Annotated in this window: 9 protein-coding genes; 2 read left to right on the top strand and 7 right to left on the bottom strand. The window is 56.1% G+C overall.

Annotation, left to right across the window (positions count from 1 at the left end):
* Positions 1-5 precede the first annotated feature (5 nt).
* Positions 6-3,263 carry a TonB-dependent receptor gene (locus SD425_RS28070; protein WP_324680031.1) on the bottom strand — a complete coding sequence of 1,086 codons (3,258 nt, stop codon included), beginning with the start codon at positions 3,261-3,263 and terminating at the stop codon, positions 6-8.
* 1,118 nt (positions 3,264-4,381) lie between these two features.
* Here SD425_RS28070 and SD425_RS28065 point away from each other — a divergent pair.
* Positions 4,382-5,983, top strand: coding sequence for a glycoside hydrolase 43 family protein (locus SD425_RS28065; protein ID WP_324680029.1), 1,602 nt, complete (start codon positions 4,382-4,384; stop codon positions 5,981-5,983).
* A 198-nt stretch (positions 5,984-6,181) separates the two neighbouring features.
* Entirely contained in the window at positions 6,182-9,283 is a 3,102-nt protein-coding gene (locus SD425_RS28060) for a glycoside hydrolase family 2 protein (RefSeq protein ID WP_324680027.1), read from the top strand.
* A 104-nt stretch (positions 9,284-9,387) separates the two neighbouring features.
* Here SD425_RS28060 and SD425_RS28055 read toward each other — a convergent pair whose 3' ends face one another.
* The 6 genes from SD425_RS28055 to SD425_RS28030 all read right to left on the bottom strand — a co-directional run bounded on the left by SD425_RS28055 (position 9,388) and on the right by SD425_RS28030 (position 17,645).
* Complete coding sequence (locus tag SD425_RS28055; RefSeq protein WP_324680025.1) at positions 9,388-10,440, bottom strand: LacI family DNA-binding transcriptional regulator; 1,053 nt, start codon at positions 10,438-10,440, stop codon at positions 9,388-9,390.
* A gap of 323 nt (positions 10,441-10,763) precedes the next feature.
* Positions 10,764-11,831: a LacI family DNA-binding transcriptional regulator gene (locus SD425_RS28050; RefSeq protein WP_324680023.1), complete on the bottom strand. Its 1,068-nt coding sequence runs from the start codon at positions 11,829-11,831 to the stop codon at positions 10,764-10,766.
* Between the two features lie 153 nt (positions 11,832-11,984).
* The gene (locus tag SD425_RS28045; protein WP_324680282.1) at positions 11,985-13,004 is read right to left on the bottom strand and encodes a zinc-binding alcohol dehydrogenase family protein; all 1,020 of its coding nucleotides are present in this window, start codon (positions 13,002-13,004) and stop codon (positions 11,985-11,987) included.
* Positions 13,005-13,017: 13 nt separating this feature from the next.
* On the bottom strand, positions 13,018-13,809 hold the full coding sequence (locus tag SD425_RS28040) for an SDR family oxidoreductase (RefSeq protein WP_324680022.1): 792 nt from the start codon (positions 13,807-13,809) through the stop codon (positions 13,018-13,020).
* Positions 13,810-13,895: 86 nt separating this feature from the next.
* The gene (gene fucP, locus SD425_RS28035; protein ID WP_324680020.1) at positions 13,896-15,149 is read right to left on the bottom strand and encodes an L-fucose:H+ symporter permease; all 1,254 of its coding nucleotides are present in this window, start codon (positions 15,147-15,149) and stop codon (positions 13,896-13,898) included.
* Between the two features lie 18 nt (positions 15,150-15,167).
* Positions 15,168-17,645, bottom strand: coding sequence for a glycoside hydrolase family 95 protein (locus tag SD425_RS28030; RefSeq protein WP_324680018.1), 2,478 nt, complete (start codon positions 17,643-17,645; stop codon positions 15,168-15,170).
* Positions 17,646-17,740 lie beyond the last annotated feature (95 nt).

Here is a 17,740-nt window from a genome sequence, read left to right as displayed (position 1 = left end):
GGAGCTTACAGGGAAAGGTTCAGACCAAAGAGGTAGCCACGGCTGCGGGGGTAGGCCGCATAGTCGACGCCGGGCGTAAGTGGTGTGCCGCGGCGGGTGTTCACCTCGGGGTCGAAGCCCGAGTAATTCGTGAAGGTGTACAGGTTGTTCAGCGTCACGTAGAAGCGCAGCTGTTGAATCTTGGCGCGAGTGGTCAGCGCTTTCGGCAGGGTATAGCCGAGCGTGATGTTGTTCACGCGCAGGAACGAGCCATCTTCGATAGCCCATGAGTGGAGCAGGTAGCGGCCCCGGGTAGGGCGCCAGATCTTGGCGTCTTTGTTCAGCTCACGTAGCCCGTCGGGGTCGTTTACCGCCACGCCATCCGCGTTGACGGTGCGCCACCGGTCACGCACCAAGCCTAACATGTTCTGGTTGGGCAGGTAAGCGCTGGTGAAGTCTATCTTGTTGGCGTTGTAGATATCATTGCCGTACACGAAGTTCAGGAACACGCTGGCATCAAAGCCTTTGTAGGTAAACTGCTGGTTCAGGCCACCCGTGAACTTAGGGTTGGCGTTCCCAATAATGGTGCGGTCATTGGTATTCACGACTCCATCACCATTGATATCCTTGAACTTAATGGCTCCCGGCGTGGGCTGAATAATGCCATTCACCGAAGTACCGATGTTGTCGGCCACTACGCCGTTGTTGCTTGGCACCCCTTCTTTCAGCACGTAGCTCCAGGTGCCGTTGGTGGCCTGCGTCGCGTTGAAATCATCCACCGTGTAGAAGCCATCAGAGACGTAGCCATACATCATGCCCACGGGCTGGCCCGGGGCTACCCAGTAGTCCTGGCCCGTGTCGCTGGTCCAGCCGGAGTTGATACCGGGCAGGTAAGGCTGACCACCTAGGTCTTCCACCCGGTTCCGGTTGAACGACATGTTGTAGGTAGCCGTCCAGGAGAACTCCGGCGTCTGGATCACGTTACCGCTCAGTTGCAGCTCAAGCCCTCGGTTCGACGTTTTGCCAATGTTGCGCAGCTGCGAGGTGTAGCCTGAAGTAGGCGTAATGGGCTGTGCCACTAACAAGTCGTAGGTGTGGTTCAGATAGGCATCGGCGGTAAACTGCACCCGGTTATCGAACAAAGCTAGGTCGATACCTACGTTGCGAGAGGTGGTGCTCTCCCATTTCAGATCGCTGTAAGCCAAAGAATTAGCTGCTAAGCCCGGCGTGCGCCCACCATCAATAGCGTATTCAACCCCGCTGGTGGTGAAGCTGCGTTGGTAGAGGTTGCTGCCAATGCGGTTGTTGCCAGCTAGGCCATAGCTTAGGCGCAGCTTGAGGTCCGACACTTTGGTGAGCGACTGCATGAACGGCTCTTTGGAGAGGCGCCACGCTACCGAGGCCGCCGGAAAGACGCCAACTTTATTGCCGGGACCAAACTTAGAGGATCCGTCGGCGCGCATCGTGGCCGTTATCAGGTACTTGTCGTCGAAGCTGTAGTTCAGGCGAGTAAAGCCGGATAGGATGCGGTTGGGCTCGTCGCTGGTCGTGGGCGAGGGCTGAATGAAGCCCGCCGGAGCCTGCGCTTGGTTGAGGTTCGCAAACACGCTCGTGGGCGTGATGTCCAGGGGTAGGTAAAACACCGAAGCATTCAAGCTCGTGCTTTGCGTTTGGTACACCTCATGGCCCACCAGCGCATCAAACGTATGTTTGCCCTTCTGGATGTTGTAAGTCAGAACGTTAGAGTTGTTGAGCGTCACCTGCGAACCGGTGTTCAACGACGCCGTCGGGAAGCCCCCGTTCTGCCGGGCTACGCCAGTGGTTTTGTTATTAAACGCTTCGGCACGGCTATTTAGGTAATCAATGCCTACCGTCGAGCGAAGCGTCAGGTTCTTGAGAATGTTGAAGCTCGCAAACGCACTGGCGTTGGCTAAGCGCGAGTTGTTCCGCCGGTACTCGGATTGCGCTATCACAATCGGGTTGATTAGCCCGCTTGACCCGCCGCTGAGTAGATAATATTCCTCATCGGGCTGCGTGGGGTCGATGCTAACCCCCGAACCTAGGTTGTTAGTGAAGGGACGGTACTGCACCGTGTTTTTCAAGCGTGAAGAGCTCGACAAGCCGCCGCTGGCCGTGCCTGCACCGAGCGTATTTTGGTCGTTGGCGCGCACGTTGAAGCCGAAGCGAAACTTATCACTGGCTTTGTGGTCGAAGCGGAAGTTGACCAGCTTGCGGTTGTAGTCGGATTGCAGCTGTATCCCTTGCTCCCGGTTGTAGGTCAGGCTCAGCGAAAAAGTGGTGCCTTTACCCCCACCGGCTACCGTCACGTTGTGGGTTTGTTGGAAGGCATCGCGCCCAAACACCTCCTTTTGCCAATCGGTGAATGGCGACTGCCGGGCGAGGTTCAGTGTATCACCTGTGTAGTTGCGCGAGCCGTAGAGGCTACGGAACGAAGCTAGGTCGGCACTGCTGCGCGAGGCCCGTTCGTACTGTAAATCAATGAATTCGCCCGGCTTCAGGACGTCCAGCGTTTTCGTGATTTTGCGGAAGCCGGCGAAGCCGTTATACGTAACGGTGGTGCGCCCTTCGAAGCCTTTTTTGGTGGTGATGATCACGACGCCATTCGCCCCGCGGGCGCCGTAAATGGCCGTAGAAGCCGCATCCTTCAGCACGTCGACCGACTTGATATCCTGCGGCGAAATCACCGACAGTGCATTTTCCACCTGGATACCGTCGACCACGTACAGCGGCGAGTTATCCTGCGTGATCGAACCGCCACCGCGTACCCGTACGCGTGCATCAGCCCCGGGCGTGCCTTCAGAGGTAGTCACCTGCACGCCGGCAAGGCGACCAGTTAGGGCTTCCGCCGCTGAGTTGACGGGAATATCCTTTATCTGCTGCGCGTTTACTGAGGATACTGCACCTGTTACCTCGCTACGGGCAATTTCACCGTAGCCAATAACCACCACATCATCCAGTGTCTTACTATCCGTTTCGAGTTTGATAGTGAAATTGGTTTTATCACTCAACTGCACATCTTGGCTGACGAACCCAACATAGCTGATACGCAGGGCAGTAGCACCTGCTGGAACAGACAAGTTGAATTGCCCCTTACCATCGGTAGTGGTACCAACCGTTGTGCCCTGCACGACAACCGTTACCCCGGGTAGAGCTTCGTTTCTGTCGGCAGAGGTAATCGTACCTTGGATGCGCCGTGTCTGCTGCGCCGACGCCAAGGTGGCGACACACACTAACGGGGTAAGCAAGAGTAAGTGGTTTCTCATAAGTGGGAACAGGTGGGAAAAGAGATAAAGAATGAGAAAGAGACGCGAGAAAGAGCTAGGTGTTTTTCTGAAGGCTAAGCTCTGGAAGTGAGACTTTAGCGAAGAAAACCAACAGGCTCTGGGCCGTGGAATAAATATCTCTGCTTGCTCGGTAGCAGCGTGATCAAGAAGCCGGCATCACTGCTACCATTCCTTGGTGACCTAGTAAGTAGTTTAATGGCTGTCATTACCACTATTAGCTCTTCGGTTGGTCAGTCCTCTACTCAGCCGGGGTTTGATTATTTATGGTCGTACTGACCTCAGTATCCAGCTCCAGATTCAAGTGAGTTGGTGGAATTACTTGGCTCATCACGACTAGAGTAACAATGGGCGTGTCACCCCTAACTCAGCTCAATTAGTCTCGTTAAGGTTGTGGTACTTTTATTACGTGTGCAGATACACGTGCAGAAAAGCTACTGTCTGCGTGGTATGTGTATGCTTATTAATCAAGGTTTTTGAAGAGGAGAAAAAACAAGTACTTCTGAGCATTAAATGCATCATAGAAAACCTAGAAATACTATAAAAGAAAACTATACCGGTATCGATTCCGATACGACAATATGAATAGGACTTATCCTTTTGTCAACTGTTTACTGTAAATAACTTTCGGCATCGTTCCCGGGAACGATGCCGAGAGTTAATCGCAAGTGTATAATATGTCATTTTAATCTTGTTTTAACATGCTTTAAAATGTCTTATTTATCGTGATTTATTATATAATTGTCTTTATATAAGCAATTTATGTATAAGAAGAAGAAAGTACACATTTGCCAATACAGCCAGCTATTTATCATTATATACTTGAAAATATTCAATTTGGCTGTACTCTGCCTTGAGCATATAGAAGCTCGCTTTAAGATTGCGCATACTGTATTATGATTGCAGCGGTATCGATTCCGAATAGGATTTATCAACAGTAATCGTTTACCTTGCCCAACATCCTTGACGATCTTTTGAAAAATCGAGTTTACTCCATGCACAGCATACTTATACATCCTCATACAAACCCTATCTTTGATTGGAGAAGGCTTCTCAGCTATCTGAGCCGCTTACTTGTTGGCGCTATTTGCACTTTAGTATTGCCCTGTAGCACTCAAGCGCAAACCCAAGCCGCATCAACGTTGTCGAAGGTGTGGGTGCCGGACCTCGGCAATGGCACCTACAAAAACCCGGTGCTCTACGCTGATTACTCCGACCCGGACGCCATCCGCGTGGGCGAGGACTTTTACCTGACGTCTTCTAGCTTCAATGCCGTCCCCGGCTTGCAGATCCTGCACTCCAAGGATCTGGTGAACTGGTCGCTGATCGGGGCCGTGTTCCAGCAGCAGCCCCCGCTGGCGCGCTACCGAGAGCCGCAACACGGTAATGGCGTGTGGGCCCCTGCCATTCGCTACCACCACAAAAAGTTCTACATCTACTATCCTGACCCGGACCTCGGCATCTTCGTCACCACGGCCACGAACCCGGCCGGACCCTGGTCAACGCCGGTGTGCCTGAAGGAAGCCAAGGGCTGGATTGATCCCTGCCCACTCTGGGATGAAGATGGCAACGCGTACTTAGTACACGGCTTCGCCGGCTCGCGCGCCGGCATCAAGACGATCTTGGCTGTGAGCCCGATGTCGCCCGACGGCCTGCACCTGCTTGGCGACGACCGGCTCGTGTTCGATGGCCACAAAGACCAGCCCACGCTGGAAGGCCCCAAGTTTTATAAGCGCAACGGCTACTACTACATCTTTGCCCCGGCCGGTGGGGTGCCCACCGGGTGGCAGCTGGTGTTGCGTTCCAAAAATGTGTATGGCCCCTACGAGGAGCGCATCGTCATAGACCAGGGCAAAACGCCCATCAATGGCCCGCACCAAGGCGCCTGGGTCGATACGAATACCGGTGAGGACTGGTTTCTGCACTTCCAGGACCAAGGTCCGTATGGCCGGGTGGTGCACTTGCAACCCATGGTGTGGAAGAACGACTGGCCCATCATCGGGGAAGATCCGGACGGCGACGGCAAAGGCCAGCCCGTGCTCATGCATCGCAAGCCCACGATCAAGGGCAAGGCGCAGCCGCTGGCCACGCCGCCTACCTCTGACGAGTTCAGCAGCAATACCCTAGGTCTGCAATGGCAGTGGCATGCTAATCCGCAGGACTACTGGGCCTACCTGAACGGCCCGCTGGGCTACTTGCGCCTCTACTCCGTCCTGTTGCCGGAGAACTATAAGAACCTCTGGCAGGTCCCCAACTTGCTGCTGCAGAAGCTGCCGGCGGAGGTGTTTACCACGACCACCAAGCTCACCTTCACCCCGCGCGTAGAAGGCGAGAAGCTCGGGTTGGTGATTATGGGGCTAGACTACGCTTACCTGAGCCTCACCAGCCAAGGCGGCAAGCTCTACGTGAGTCAAGCGGTGTGTCAGAACGCGGATAAGCTCACGGCGGAAACAGTTTCGGCACCTCTTGAACTGCCCGCTGCTGCCGCGGGTCAGCCGATTTACTTGCGGGTGGCCGTGCAGGCGGGAGCCAAGTGTCAGTTCAGCTACAGCCTGGATGGGCAGCGTTTCCAGCCGGTAGGAAGCATGTTTCAGGCCCGGGAAGGTAAGTGGATCGGGGCCAAAGTGGGCCTGTTCTGCACCCGTGCCGCCAAGTTTAATGATGCTGGCAACGCCGATATTGATTGGTTTCGGGTGGAGTAGGTAGCTTCGCCGCTGAAAACGGGAAGCCGGCCATTCTCAGCGGATGCTAGGAATACCTGAGAAACCTTCCTACTTGCTTTTCGAGCAAGTTGCTACGTGGGTAAGGAAGAAGCTGAACTTGCTTCTAGACCAGCAAAGGCGGAGAAGAACGGGCATGCTCTCTTCAAAACAACTACCTGATTATCACTAATCGCTACCATGTTTTATCACCGCTTTGCTTACGTGTTAGGGGTTTCGCTTTCCCGCCTGCTGCCGCTAGTTGGCCTGTCCTTGTTGAGTGTAACCGCCCAGGCGCAATCGGTCCGCGTCGTGCAGGACTTGTCGAATCAGGATTGGCGGCTGTGGCTGGACCGGGCCGCGCCGTGGGTACAAGACCGCCTGTATGCGCCACCGGTAAACGTAGCCAAGCTGCCCATTAACCCGCCTACGGGCGGCTGGGGCGTGCTGCAAAGCACCTCGAATCCGATTGTGCACTTGCCCGCTACGGTGGAGCAATATTACTGGGGGGCCAACGGCAACACGTTCGGGCTGAGTGGCAACTACTTAGGGGTGTCGTGGTTTAGTACCAAGCTGGCCGTACCGGCCACGATGCAGGGCAAGCACGTGGTGCTGCGCTTTGAGAGCGTGCGGCTGCGGGCAGAGGTCTTTGTCAATCAGCAGCTCGCGGGCTACGACCTGGTCAACAGCACGCCGTTTGAAATCGACATCACCAAGTTCGTGCGCTACGGGCAGGACAATGAGGTGGCCGTGCGCATCACGGACCCCAATGGCAACTTCGATTGGCGCGACTCGCAAACTTTCATGTGGGGCGATTACCGCATTCAGCCGACGCACGGCTTTGGGGGCATCACGGGCAAGGTCGAACTCGTGGCTACCGACCCGGTGTACGTGCAGGACGTGTTCGTGCAGAACAAGCCTAGGCTCGACGAAGTAGACGTGCAGGTAACCACGGCCAATCAGACCAAGAAGCCGACCGCCGGCACCCTGCACGTGGAAGTGAAAGAGCAAGGTGGCGTGCAGCAAACGGTGTTTGCCCAGGACTACCCGCTCACGCAAGTCCCGACGGGGCTCAGTACCAATACCATAACCGTGCGCGTGAAAAACGCCAAACCGTGGAGCATTAACCAGCCTAACTTATACATGCTGACAGCTAGCTGGAAGGGCACCGATAACACGCAGGACAACTACCGGCAGCGGTTTGGCTTCCGCTGGTTTGAAATCCGGGACGTCGTCGGCGGGGATAGGCAGTTCTTTCTGAACGGCAAGCGCATCGTGCTGCGCACCTCCATTTCGTGGGGGTTCTGGCCCGTCAACGGCATTATGCCGAGCGATGCACTTGCCCGCAAGCAAGTAGAGACGGCCAAAAAGCTAGGGTTGAACATGCTCAACTTTCACCGCACCATTGGGCAGACGAACGTGCTGGACTACGCCGACGAGCTAGGTCTGCTCTACTTCGAGGAGCCGGGCGGCAATCAGTACCCAGCCAACGGGTTCAACCCCACCGATTCGCTCGGCAAGAAACAGGCAGACTTCTACTTTCCCGCTCGCACAGAGAAAGTGATGCGCATGATCCGGCGCGACCGGAACCACCCATCGCTCGTCATTTACAACCTGCACAACGAGCGCGGGGCGCCGCCGCAAGCCAAGGACAGCACCGAAATGCGCGCCGCGCACCGGCTCGACCCGACGCGCCTACTGACGTATAACTCGTCGAACGGCGACCCCACATTAAAGCCAAATCCGCGCTTCAAGCTGCACTTGCTGCCGTACGATACCACGTTTCGCGCCTACGGCTGGTTCGACCAGCACCACGCGGGCGGCCCAGGAGTGTACCACGACAACCTGTATTCGGGGCCTGGTAAATACCTGCGCTTCACAGATCATAAACATGAAATCGTTTACTATGGTGAGGAAGGGGCCATTGGCACGCCCCCGCGCTTGCAGCTCATCCGCGACGAAATCCTGAGAACGGGCAAAAACATCGGATGGGAAAGCGCCAGCTACCTAGCTTGGTACGATGCCTACGATCAGTATCTGAAGAACACTCCCGGCTTCGCACAAATCTTTCCCACGGTCGACGCGTTGACGACAGCCATGGGCAATACGGCCTATTACTACCAGGGCCGTGCCATCGAGAACATCCGCCTGAACAACACCGTCGACGGCTACGCGGTGAACGGCTGGGAGAGCATGATGCTGGAAAACCACTCCGGTATCGTCGACAATTACCGCAACCCCAAGGGCGACGTGCAGCTGATTGCCCGCTACAACCGCCCCGTGTACGTGGCCGTGAAGCCCACGCGCAAGGTCTTGGGCGTCGGCGACACGTCGCGCGTAGACTTTCACCTTATCAATGAAGTTAACCTGAAAGGCAGCTACCGCCTGCGCGTGCAGGCCACCGATGAGCAAGGCCGCACGGTACTCAATAAAACGCTGCCGGTGCGCGTGACGGGTGGCACCCGGTATGGGGAGCTGCTGTCGGCCGGGTTGCCGCTGATTCCTACTAGTGCGGGCTATACTACCATCAAAGCCGAGCTGCTGCGCGGTAGCAGCATCGTGGCTACCGGCGACGACAAGCTGTACGCCGTAAAGCTCAACACACAAGCAATTCCGGCGGCTGGCATGGTGGCCGATACCAGCGGGGTGCTGGCTAATTATCTGCGCTCAGTGGGCGTGAACTCGTTTAAGGAGTTCAAATCAGGGAGGCCACAGGGCAAGTACTTGTTGGTCGGCGCCTTCAATCCACAGCAAACCGGCAACCCCCTGGTGACCGATATCCTGGAATGGGTGAACGAGGGCAACACGTTGGTGGTGGTCGGCAACCTCGACAAGTGGGCCACGCACCTAGGGCGCAAGGAAGTAGTGGACTACCGCGGCTACAAAGAGCTAGGTACCTCGTGGTACGGCGGCAACTACTTCGCGAAAAGCCATCCGCTGTTCACGGGCTTGCCGCCGGCTGGCGTGTTCAACTGGGAGTACCAGTGCTTCGCAACCTACGACCGCAACCGGCTAGGCCTACGCCTATTTAACGGCGAAACCGTTGTCGGTTGCCTGTCGGACCATAAGAAAGAAGTGTACTCGGCGCTGAGCGTGGTTCCGCACGGCCGCGGCCATATCATTCTCTGCGCCCTCGATATCTTCTCGACCCTGCGGGGTGTGAAGGTGAGCAAGCGGGCCGAAGGCGACGGGGAAAATGCTGCCCTAACCTCCCTCAATGCATCGGGCAGCAACAAGGCCAACATCGTGGGCCAACAACTCCTCTTGAATATGCTGCGCTGGGCAGGCGCGCAGCCGCAATAAGCTAGGTTCAGAACTGTAATAATACAGCGCCGTTTTGCCAACGAAGGCGTACATCGCCCACTTTTCGGCGCTGGAGCGGCGCTGTATTATTACGTACGGATAGGCTACTGGTACTTCTCGGGAGCTAGCTGCCCGTATAGGGACGAAGTTCGGACGACGAGCTTGGGTTTGAGCACAATACGTTGCCCGCTGAAAAAGTCGGTTCGCTTGAGCAATTGCAGGAAGAGCTGGACGGCGGCTTCGCCCATCTGCTTGCCGCGCTGATCCACTGATGTGAGTCGGGGCCGCACCATAGTCGTAAACGGCTCGTTGCTAAAGCCTACCAACGCAATGTCTTCGGGTACCCGCATGCCCTGCTCCTCTAGCACCTCCAAAGCGCCCCCGGCGGGAAAGTCGTAGGCGGAGAAAACTGCATCGGGCCGCTCGGGCAGCGACAGTAGCTGCTGCATAGCCGCGGCCCCATCAGCCGTGCTTGCCCCCTCAAGCTGCACCACGAGGCTTTCGTCGTACGCGATGCCGTGCATGTGCAAGGCATCCTGGTACCCGCGAAAGCGGTTGTGGGTAGTGTTAATATTCTGCGGTCCAGCAAAGTGTGCAATGCGTTGGCACCCCTGCTCAATTAAGTGTTCCATTACTTGCAGGGCGCCGCGGTAATCATCGACTACTACGCCGCAGGCATTGGGCAACTCCGGCATGCGGTCAAAAAAAACTAGCGGCGTACCCTGATCAAATACGCGCTCAAAGTGCGTAAAGTCGGACGTGGTATTGGACATGGACACCAGAATACCATCCACTTGGGCCTTGAGCAACGCCTCTACGTGCTTTTTCTCCCGCTCTACTTCTTCCGTAGACTGACAGATCATCACGTTGAAGCCGGCCTGGCTGGCTACCACCTCAATACCATGTACCACCGCTGGAAAAAAGGCCCCATTGATGTGCGGCACGATAATGCCGAGCACGTGACTGCGGCCACTACGCAACGCGGCCGCTAGGTTATTCGGCTGATACTTTAGTTTCTCGGCCAAGGCCCACACCTGCGCCTTGGTGGCATCGCTCACGTCGGAGGCGTGGTTGAGCGCCCGCGAAACGGTGGATTGGGCCAAGCCTAGTTCTTTCGCAAGGTCAGCAATAGAGATGCGCTTGTTGGCCTTGTCCATGAAAGAAACAAACTAGGTGTGAGTATTTTAAATTGACTTCGATACAGTAGCTAGCTATGCAAGATAGATAAGATTGACTGCTCGACAACCTTCGTAGAATCCTACGCTAAACCTAGGTCTGAAGCAGCAATAATTTACTTGTACGAATGAATGACGGGCAGCCAGCACTCCGCTACACCTAGCTTTCCATCAAGAGAGCTTATAGGCAGGCTGTATGACCAATAAACAACAAAAGTGGTCATGCGGAACCTGCCGAATGACCACCTCAAAGAAAAGCGCTAAGCTGGTTACTGTTTACACCTGCTAGGTCGGACACAACCGCATCACCGTTGAGGGTGCTGTTCATTTCTTTCAGCGAAGACGCTTTTTTGCAAAGAGGACTCGCGGATAAGAAGCTGAGGCTTCAAGGTAATACGTTGACCAGCCTCGTGACCTGAGCGCTTTAGCAGCTGTAAAAATAGCTGGATGGCGGCTTCGCCCATTTGCTTTGCTCGCTGATCGACAGAGGTTAGCCGTGGCTTGAGCATCGTGGTAAAGGGTTCATTGCTATACCCAACGAGGGCAATGTCTTCGGGCACTCGGATGCCGCGGGCGTCTAACACTTCTAGCGCGCCAACGGCCGGAAAATCGTAGGCAGTGAACACGGCATCGGGCCATACGGACTGTTGCAGCAAGGTCGTCATTGCCTGGGCGCCAGCTTCCGTACTTGGGTTGGGCAAATGAATAACTAGCTCCTCCTCATAAGGCAGCCCGTGGGCAGCTAGCGCGTCGCGGTACGCCCGGTAGCGGTTATGCGTCGTACTGACGGTTTGGTGGCCGGCCATGTGCGCAATCCGGCGGCATCCCTGCTTGATCAGATGTTCCACTGCCTGATAAGCCCCCCGGTAGTCGTCGGAAACGACTGCGCAGGCGTTAGCTAGGTCGGGCATGCGGTCGAAGAAAACCAAGGGGATATTTTGGCTACGGACTCGCTCAAAGTGCGCAAAGTCGTGGGTGGTTTTTGACATAGCCACCAAGATGCCGTCGACCTGCCCCTTTAGGAGGACTTCCACCTGCTTTTTTTCCCGGGCTACTTCTTCGCTCGTCTGGCAAATCATCACGTTAAACCCTTCCTTGCTTGCCTCTTCCTCCATGCCGTGCACGACCGCGGGAAAGAAGGCCCCGGTAATGTGCGGCACAATAACCCCGAGCACATTGCTACGCCCCCGGCGCAGGGCCGCAGCTAGGCCATTCGGTTGGTAATGAAGCTTTTCGGCCAGCACCCATACTTGCGCCTTGGTTGCTTCACTGACATCCGGAGCATTGTTCAGCGCGCGCGAAATAGTAGAGGCAGATAACCCCAATTCTTGTGCAAGGTGTGCAATAGACAGGCGCTTATTTCCCTTGGCCATGAAGCAGTCAGTTGTCTTTACTGGCTCAGCTCAGCCAGCTACTAGACCTGCAAGATAGGCAAAGGGGAACCTTCCGAAGCACCCTATTTTTGTCCCTGCTTTGGGCTTGTTATTTCAACATTGTTCAGTAGTTGATGCCAGAGGCAAAGCCAATTATTCTCTTAGCTCCACCATTGCTTTAATAACACCCGTTGCGGGGTTGAGCCAACTGGCAAATTCCTGCTGCACCTGCCCGAACTGCACACGGTGTGTGATGTAGGTGGTAGGGTCGACTTGGCCAGCCTTCATGGAGGCAATGACGTGCTCGAAGTCTTCGCGGGTGGCGTTGCGGCTGCTCATGAGCGTGGCTTCGCGCTTGTGAAACTCGGGGTGCGAAAAGCTGATTTCGCCTTTTTGCAACCCCACCAGCACGTAGCGACCACCGTGGGCCAGGTATTGAAACGCATTGTTAATCGCCCGCTGACTACCCGTGGCATCAATGACCACCGTAGGCATGTCGTCGCTGGTGATTTGCCGGAGTTGTTCGGCTACATCCTTCGCCAGGGCATTCACGGTGTAGGGCACGCGCAGCTTCTCCCGGCAAAAGGCGAGGCGCTGCTCATTGATATCCATGGCAATGACGTGGGCGCCGGCAATACGCGCAAACTCCATGATGCCCAGGCCAATCGGCCCCGCTCCTACTACCAGCACGAACTCACCCGGCCGCACCTGGGCGCGGCGCACGCCGTGGGCGCCAATCGCCAGCGGCTCGACCAAAGCTAGCTCGTCGAAGCTCAAGCCTTCGCCGTGCACCAGCGAGTAGGAAGGCACGGCCAGGTACTCCGCCATGCCCCCATCGATGTGCACGCCGCACACATTGATGTGGGTGCAGCAATTGGGCAACCCCGAGCGGCATGCAATGCAGGTACCGCAGTTGAAATACGGAATAAACGTGACGGCCTCGCCCGGCTCGAAACCCGCTGCGCCGCCCGCATCGACTACTTCGCCAGCTAGCTCGTGGCCCAGCACGCGCGGGTAGGCAAAAAAGGGCTGGGTGCCTTCGTAGGCGTGCAAATCAGTACCGCAGATGCCAATGCGCTTGATCTTTAATAAGCTGTAGCCTTCGGGCGCCACAGGCGTTTCCCGATCCAGGTAGGCGAACCGGCCAGGCTGCTCACACACTAATGTATTCATCATTCTAAGTGCGTTATTGCGCGTTTGCCAAGGCTCGATCTAAATGTACGTAGCCACCATCCACGTGGATAATTTGACCGGTAGTATGGCTGGAGCGCTCCGAAAGTAGAAAGGCTGTGGTGTTGGCAATTTCCTCGGCCGTGGTCATACGATTACCGAGCGGAATCAGGGAAACGATTTCGCGCAGCTTCTCCTCTGGGTCAGGTAGCGTTTGGATCCAAGTGGCGTAGGCTGGCGTCCAGCTTTCGGCTACGACAATGGCATTCACGCGCATGCCGTATTTAAGCAGCTCTACAGCCCATTCGCGGGTCAGGGCGTTCCGGCCACCATTGGCGGCCGCGTACGCGGAGGCATGCCCTTGGCCAGTTTCGGCCGTTTTGGAGGTGATGTTGACGATAGCGCCCTTACTCTTTTTCAACTCTGGTAGCGCGTAATGGGCCATCAGATAGTAATGCACTAGGTTACGGTGCAGACTGAGCATAAACTGCTCATAGCTGCCGGCTTCCAGGCTGCCGCCGTCATTGATGCCAGCGTTGTTCACTAGGCCTTCGATGCGGCTGTACTGCGCCAAAACAGCGTGCACAGCCTGCTCGCAGGCCAAAGGATCAGAAAGCTCCGCCACCACCTGCCAAGCCCGGCCACCTGCCGCTTCAATAGCTGCCATGGTGTTTCGATTGTCTTCTTCATTGCGCCCAACTATTACTGGAATTGCACCTTCCCGGGCAAGCACGTGACTGATGCCCTCACCGATACCTTTGGCCCCGCCCGTCACGATAATTACTTTATCCTGTAGCTCTAAATGCATGTTTGCTTACCGCTTAGTAAATTCCGATAGTGTTGCTACCTCAACAGCGTGCTTGCGCCGAAGGAGTAAGTGGGCCGCAGCTAAAATCAATGTGCTGCGACGAGTTTAACTTTTCTGACATTGATATTCTTCCAAGCGAAATAAAGGACAACCAGGAAGCACAGCCCTGGCACAATGTACGCCACTTGAATCGTGGTAGCGTCGGATACCCAGCCGGCAATCACGGGGAAAATAGCGCCGCCAACAATGGCCATAATGACCAAGGAGGAGCCTTCTTTCGTCTTTGCGCCTAGTCCGCGGATGCTGAGCGAGAAAATGGTGGGGAACATGATAGACATAAAAAATTCCACGCCCATCAGCGCGTACACCGACAGTTTGCCGTGCAGGAGCACAGCCAAGAGTACCAGCCCAAAGTTGATACTACTGTAAAGGGCCAGGAGCCGGGGTGGGGCGATAAACTTCATGAGGAAGGTTCCGATGAAGCGCCCAGCCATAAAGCCTAGCAGCGCGCCGGATAAGTAAAGCGCCGCCGATTTTTCTTCAATTCCTCCCACGCGCTCAGCAAAGCGAATAAAGAAGCTACTGACGCACACTTGCGCCCCAACGTAAAAAAACTGCGCAACTACACCTAGCAGCAGGTTTTTCTCCCGTAGTAAGGAGCCTTCGGCCCTATCAGCCTCTTCCTCCTCTGCTAGCTCGGGCAGTGGCGTGCGAAATAGCAGCAACGCGACCAGCAGCACAATTCCGCCGATGAGCAGATACGGAACCTGTACTGCGGCGGCTTCGCGGTCTAGGTAGTCCGCTACCAGTCGCGGTGACATAGCACTTATCTGGGTAGCCGAGAGACTTTTACCCGATAAGATGAACATGCCACCAAGCAAGGGAGCTAGGGTGGCAGCTAATCCGTTAAATGACTGCGCAAAGTTGATGCGTTGTGCAGCTTCCTCGGGTTCGCCAAGTACAGTGATGTAAGGATTGGCAGCCGTTTCCAGGAAGGTAAGCCCGCAGGCAATAACGAACAGCGCCCCTAGAAAGAAGGTATAGGAGCGGGTTGCGGCCGCAGGATAAAACAAGAAAGCGCCGACCGCAAACAGCAGCAGCCCCACGATAATACCGCCCTTGTAGCCATAGCGCTTCATGAACTGCCCCGCCGGAATGGCTAATACAAAATAGGCAATGTACGAAGCCGAGTCAATGAAGGCAGACTGCGCATCCGTAAGTTGGCAGGCCTTTTTTAGGTGGGGTATAAGAATCGGGTTTAGGTTAAGCGCAAAGCCCCACAAGAAGAATAATGAGGTAATAAGGCCGATGGCAAATACGCTGTTGCGAGGACGAGGCATAGCAGAGAAGCGAGCCGTTTAGCGGCCATTGAGGGTATAAGAAGTGCCCGCTTTGGTAACTAGGTCGTACACAAATGAGGGCTGTAGCGTAGGCTTTTTGACGGCAGCTTTGGCTGACACCAACGGGGCCTTGATTGCCGTGTTTTGGTAGAAGGGATTGGGATTTGCGCCCCGCGTAGCAGCTAGCTTGGCTGTGCCGGTTGCCGTGACGGGGCTGTGCACCCGCAGGCGGCAGTTGCCGCCTAGCTTCGAGGTAATCTGCAAGCGCGTCACTTTGCCTTTGTTCCAGGCTAGGTCGATTACGTATCCACCACGGGCTACTAATCCCTTCACCTCACCAGTGGGCCACGCATCCGGCAGAGCCGGCAAGATGTCGATGGCCCCATCGTGGCTCTGCACGAGCATTTCGGCGATGCCGGATGTGCAACCAAAGTTGCCGTCGATCTGGAACGGAGGATGGGCGTCGAGCAGGTTGGGGTACGTGCCGCCATTCTGGCCGGAAGCTTCCGTGCCAGCCGGATTCAGTTGATCGGCAATGAGCTTGTACGCCCGGTTGCCGTTCAGTAAACGAGCCCAGAGGTTTACTTTCCAGCCCATTGACCAGCCCGTCGATTTATCGCCCCGGTACACCAGTGAGTTTTCGGCGGCGGCAAACAGCTCCGGATTCGCGTACGGAGAGATCTGCTGGCTCGGGTAGAGGCCGTACAAGTGCGAGACGTGCCGGTGCTTATCATCGGGTTTGTCCCAGTCTTGCAGCCACTCTTGCAGCTGGCTGTATTGCCCAATCTGCATAGGCGGCAGGCGCTTGATCATGCCCTGGAGCGTGTCGGCAAAGGCTTTATCGGTATTCAGGATGGCGGCGGCGCGCATAGCATTCGAGAAGACATCAAACACGAGCTGGTTGTCCATGGTGGTGCCGGCCGTGATGCCGACGCCGCTCTGGTAGGTGTTTTCCGGCGACATGGAGGGGGCCACCACCAGCCACTTATGGCTCGGTTCTTCCTGCAAGGCATCCACGTAATACAGGGCCGCGCCTTTCAGCACCGAGTAGTACTCCCGCAAAAAAGCCTTGTCGCCGGTGAAGAGGTAGTGCTGCCAGAGGTGCTGCGTGAGCCAGGCGCCGCCCATGGGCCACATGCCGTAGAACCCCCCGTCCACGTTGCCGGTGATGCGCCACAAGTCAGTGTTGTGGTGCATGTTCCAGCCGCGCGCGTGGTACACCACCGAAGCACTTTCCTTACCCGTTTCGGCTAAGTCCTTGAGCATGCTAAACAGTGGCTGGTGCAGCTCCGTCAGGTTCGTGACTTCGGCCGGCCAGTAGTTCATCTCGGTGTTGATGTTCACCGTGTACTTGCTGTCCCAGGGCGGCGAGAGTTTGTCGTTCCATTTACCTTGCAAGTTGGCGGGCTGGGTGCCGGGCTGGGAGCTGCAAATCAGCAGGTAGCGCCCGAATTGAAAGTACATGGCGGCGAGGGCCGGGTCGTTGCCCGTAGCAAAATCTGCAATGCGTACATCAGTGGGCTTTTTCACTGCGTCGGTGCTGCCTAGGTTCAGGCTCACCCGGTCGAAGTAGCGCCGGTAGCTGGCTACGTGGGCCGCTTTGGCAGTCGGGTACGTTTTGGCCAGGGCCGCCGGCAAGTACGAAGCCGCTTTGGCAGTCTCATCACCCCCTAGGTCCTTATAGCTCTTGAAGTTCGTGCCCATGGAAACGTAGATCGTCGCGGCCGTGGCACCTGTTATTTGCAGGGTGCTATCTGTGGCGGTTACTGTACCACCCTCCACTTTCGGCACGACATGGGCCTGAAACTTAACCTTACCGACCTTATTATCATTGCTGCCACCGACGCCCGCCAGCACGAGCTTGGTCGGCTCCGTCTTGATGCTACGACTGAGCTGCGGACTACTCATGCCGAGTCGGCAAGTAATGCTGCCCGGCTTGCTGGCCGTCAGGCGCACCACGATAACCTGATCGGGCAACGACGCGAACATCTCGCGGGTGTAGGTGACGCCCTGAACTTGGTAGCTCACCTTGGCTACGGCCTGTTGAATGTCAAGGTCCCGGTAGTAGTTGGTAGCCGCCTCGTGGCCGGGAAAGGTCAGCAGCAGGTTGCCCACGGTTTGGTAGGGCATGCCATAGTTGTTGGTAGGCAAAGCCTGGCGCGGAAAGGTCTTGTTCGAGAGGTCTTGCGCCTCCTTATATTTTCCCGCAAAAAGAAGCTTGCGGATTTCCACAATGCCCTCGTACACGCCCGGCACTACGTTGTTGCCGGGCTCGCCGGCCCACACGGTTTCTTCGTTGAGTTGCAGCCGCTCCCGGCCCGGAGTGCCGTAGACCATGGCGGCCAAGCGGCCGTTGCCAATGGGCAGGGCTTCGTTCCAGTTCGCCGCGGGCTTATTGTACCACAACGTCAGCGGATTTTGGGCCCGCGTTTGGAGCGAGAGAAGTAATGAACAGACGACTAATGGCAGATTGGTTCTGTGACGGAAGCGAATCATTTAGCGGGTAAGATTCAGGAGTAACGAGTAGAAACGGAGCAATGCTAGGTAGCCAGTTGCCAAAAATGAGGCTTCTTGGACAACCAAACTACCTA

This window comes from Hymenobacter sp. GOD-10R (genome assembly GCF_035609205.1).
GTDB lineage: Bacteria > Bacteroidota > Bacteroidia > Cytophagales > Hymenobacteraceae > Hymenobacter.
This window is presented reverse-complemented; position numbering and strand designations above follow the sequence as displayed.

Coding starts and splice junctions, on each gene's coding strand:
- SD425_RS28045 (WP_324680282.1), bottom strand. CDS start 13,004: ATGAATACATTAGTGTGTGAGCAGCCTGGCCGGTTCGCCTACCTGGAT.
- SD425_RS28070 (WP_324680031.1), bottom strand. CDS start 3,263: ATGAGAAACCACTTACTCTTGCTTACCCCGTTAGTGTGTGTCGCCACC.
- fucP (WP_324680020.1), bottom strand. CDS start 15,149: ATGCCTCGTCCTCGCAACAGCGTATTTGCCATCGGCCTTATTACCTCA.
- SD425_RS28060 (WP_324680027.1), top strand. CDS start 6,182: ATGTTTTATCACCGCTTTGCTTACGTGTTAGGGGTTTCGCTTTCCCGC.
- SD425_RS28055 (WP_324680025.1), bottom strand. CDS start 10,440: ATGGACAAGGCCAACAAGCGCATCTCTATTGCTGACCTTGCGAAAGAA.
- SD425_RS28050 (WP_324680023.1), bottom strand. CDS start 11,831: ATGGCCAAGGGAAATAAGCGCCTGTCTATTGCACACCTTGCACAAGAA.
- SD425_RS28040 (WP_324680022.1), bottom strand. CDS start 13,809: ATGCATTTAGAGCTACAGGATAAAGTAATTATCGTGACGGGCGGGGCC.
- SD425_RS28030 (WP_324680018.1), bottom strand. CDS start 17,645: ATGATTCGCTTCCGTCACAGAACCAATCTGCCATTAGTCGTCTGTTCA.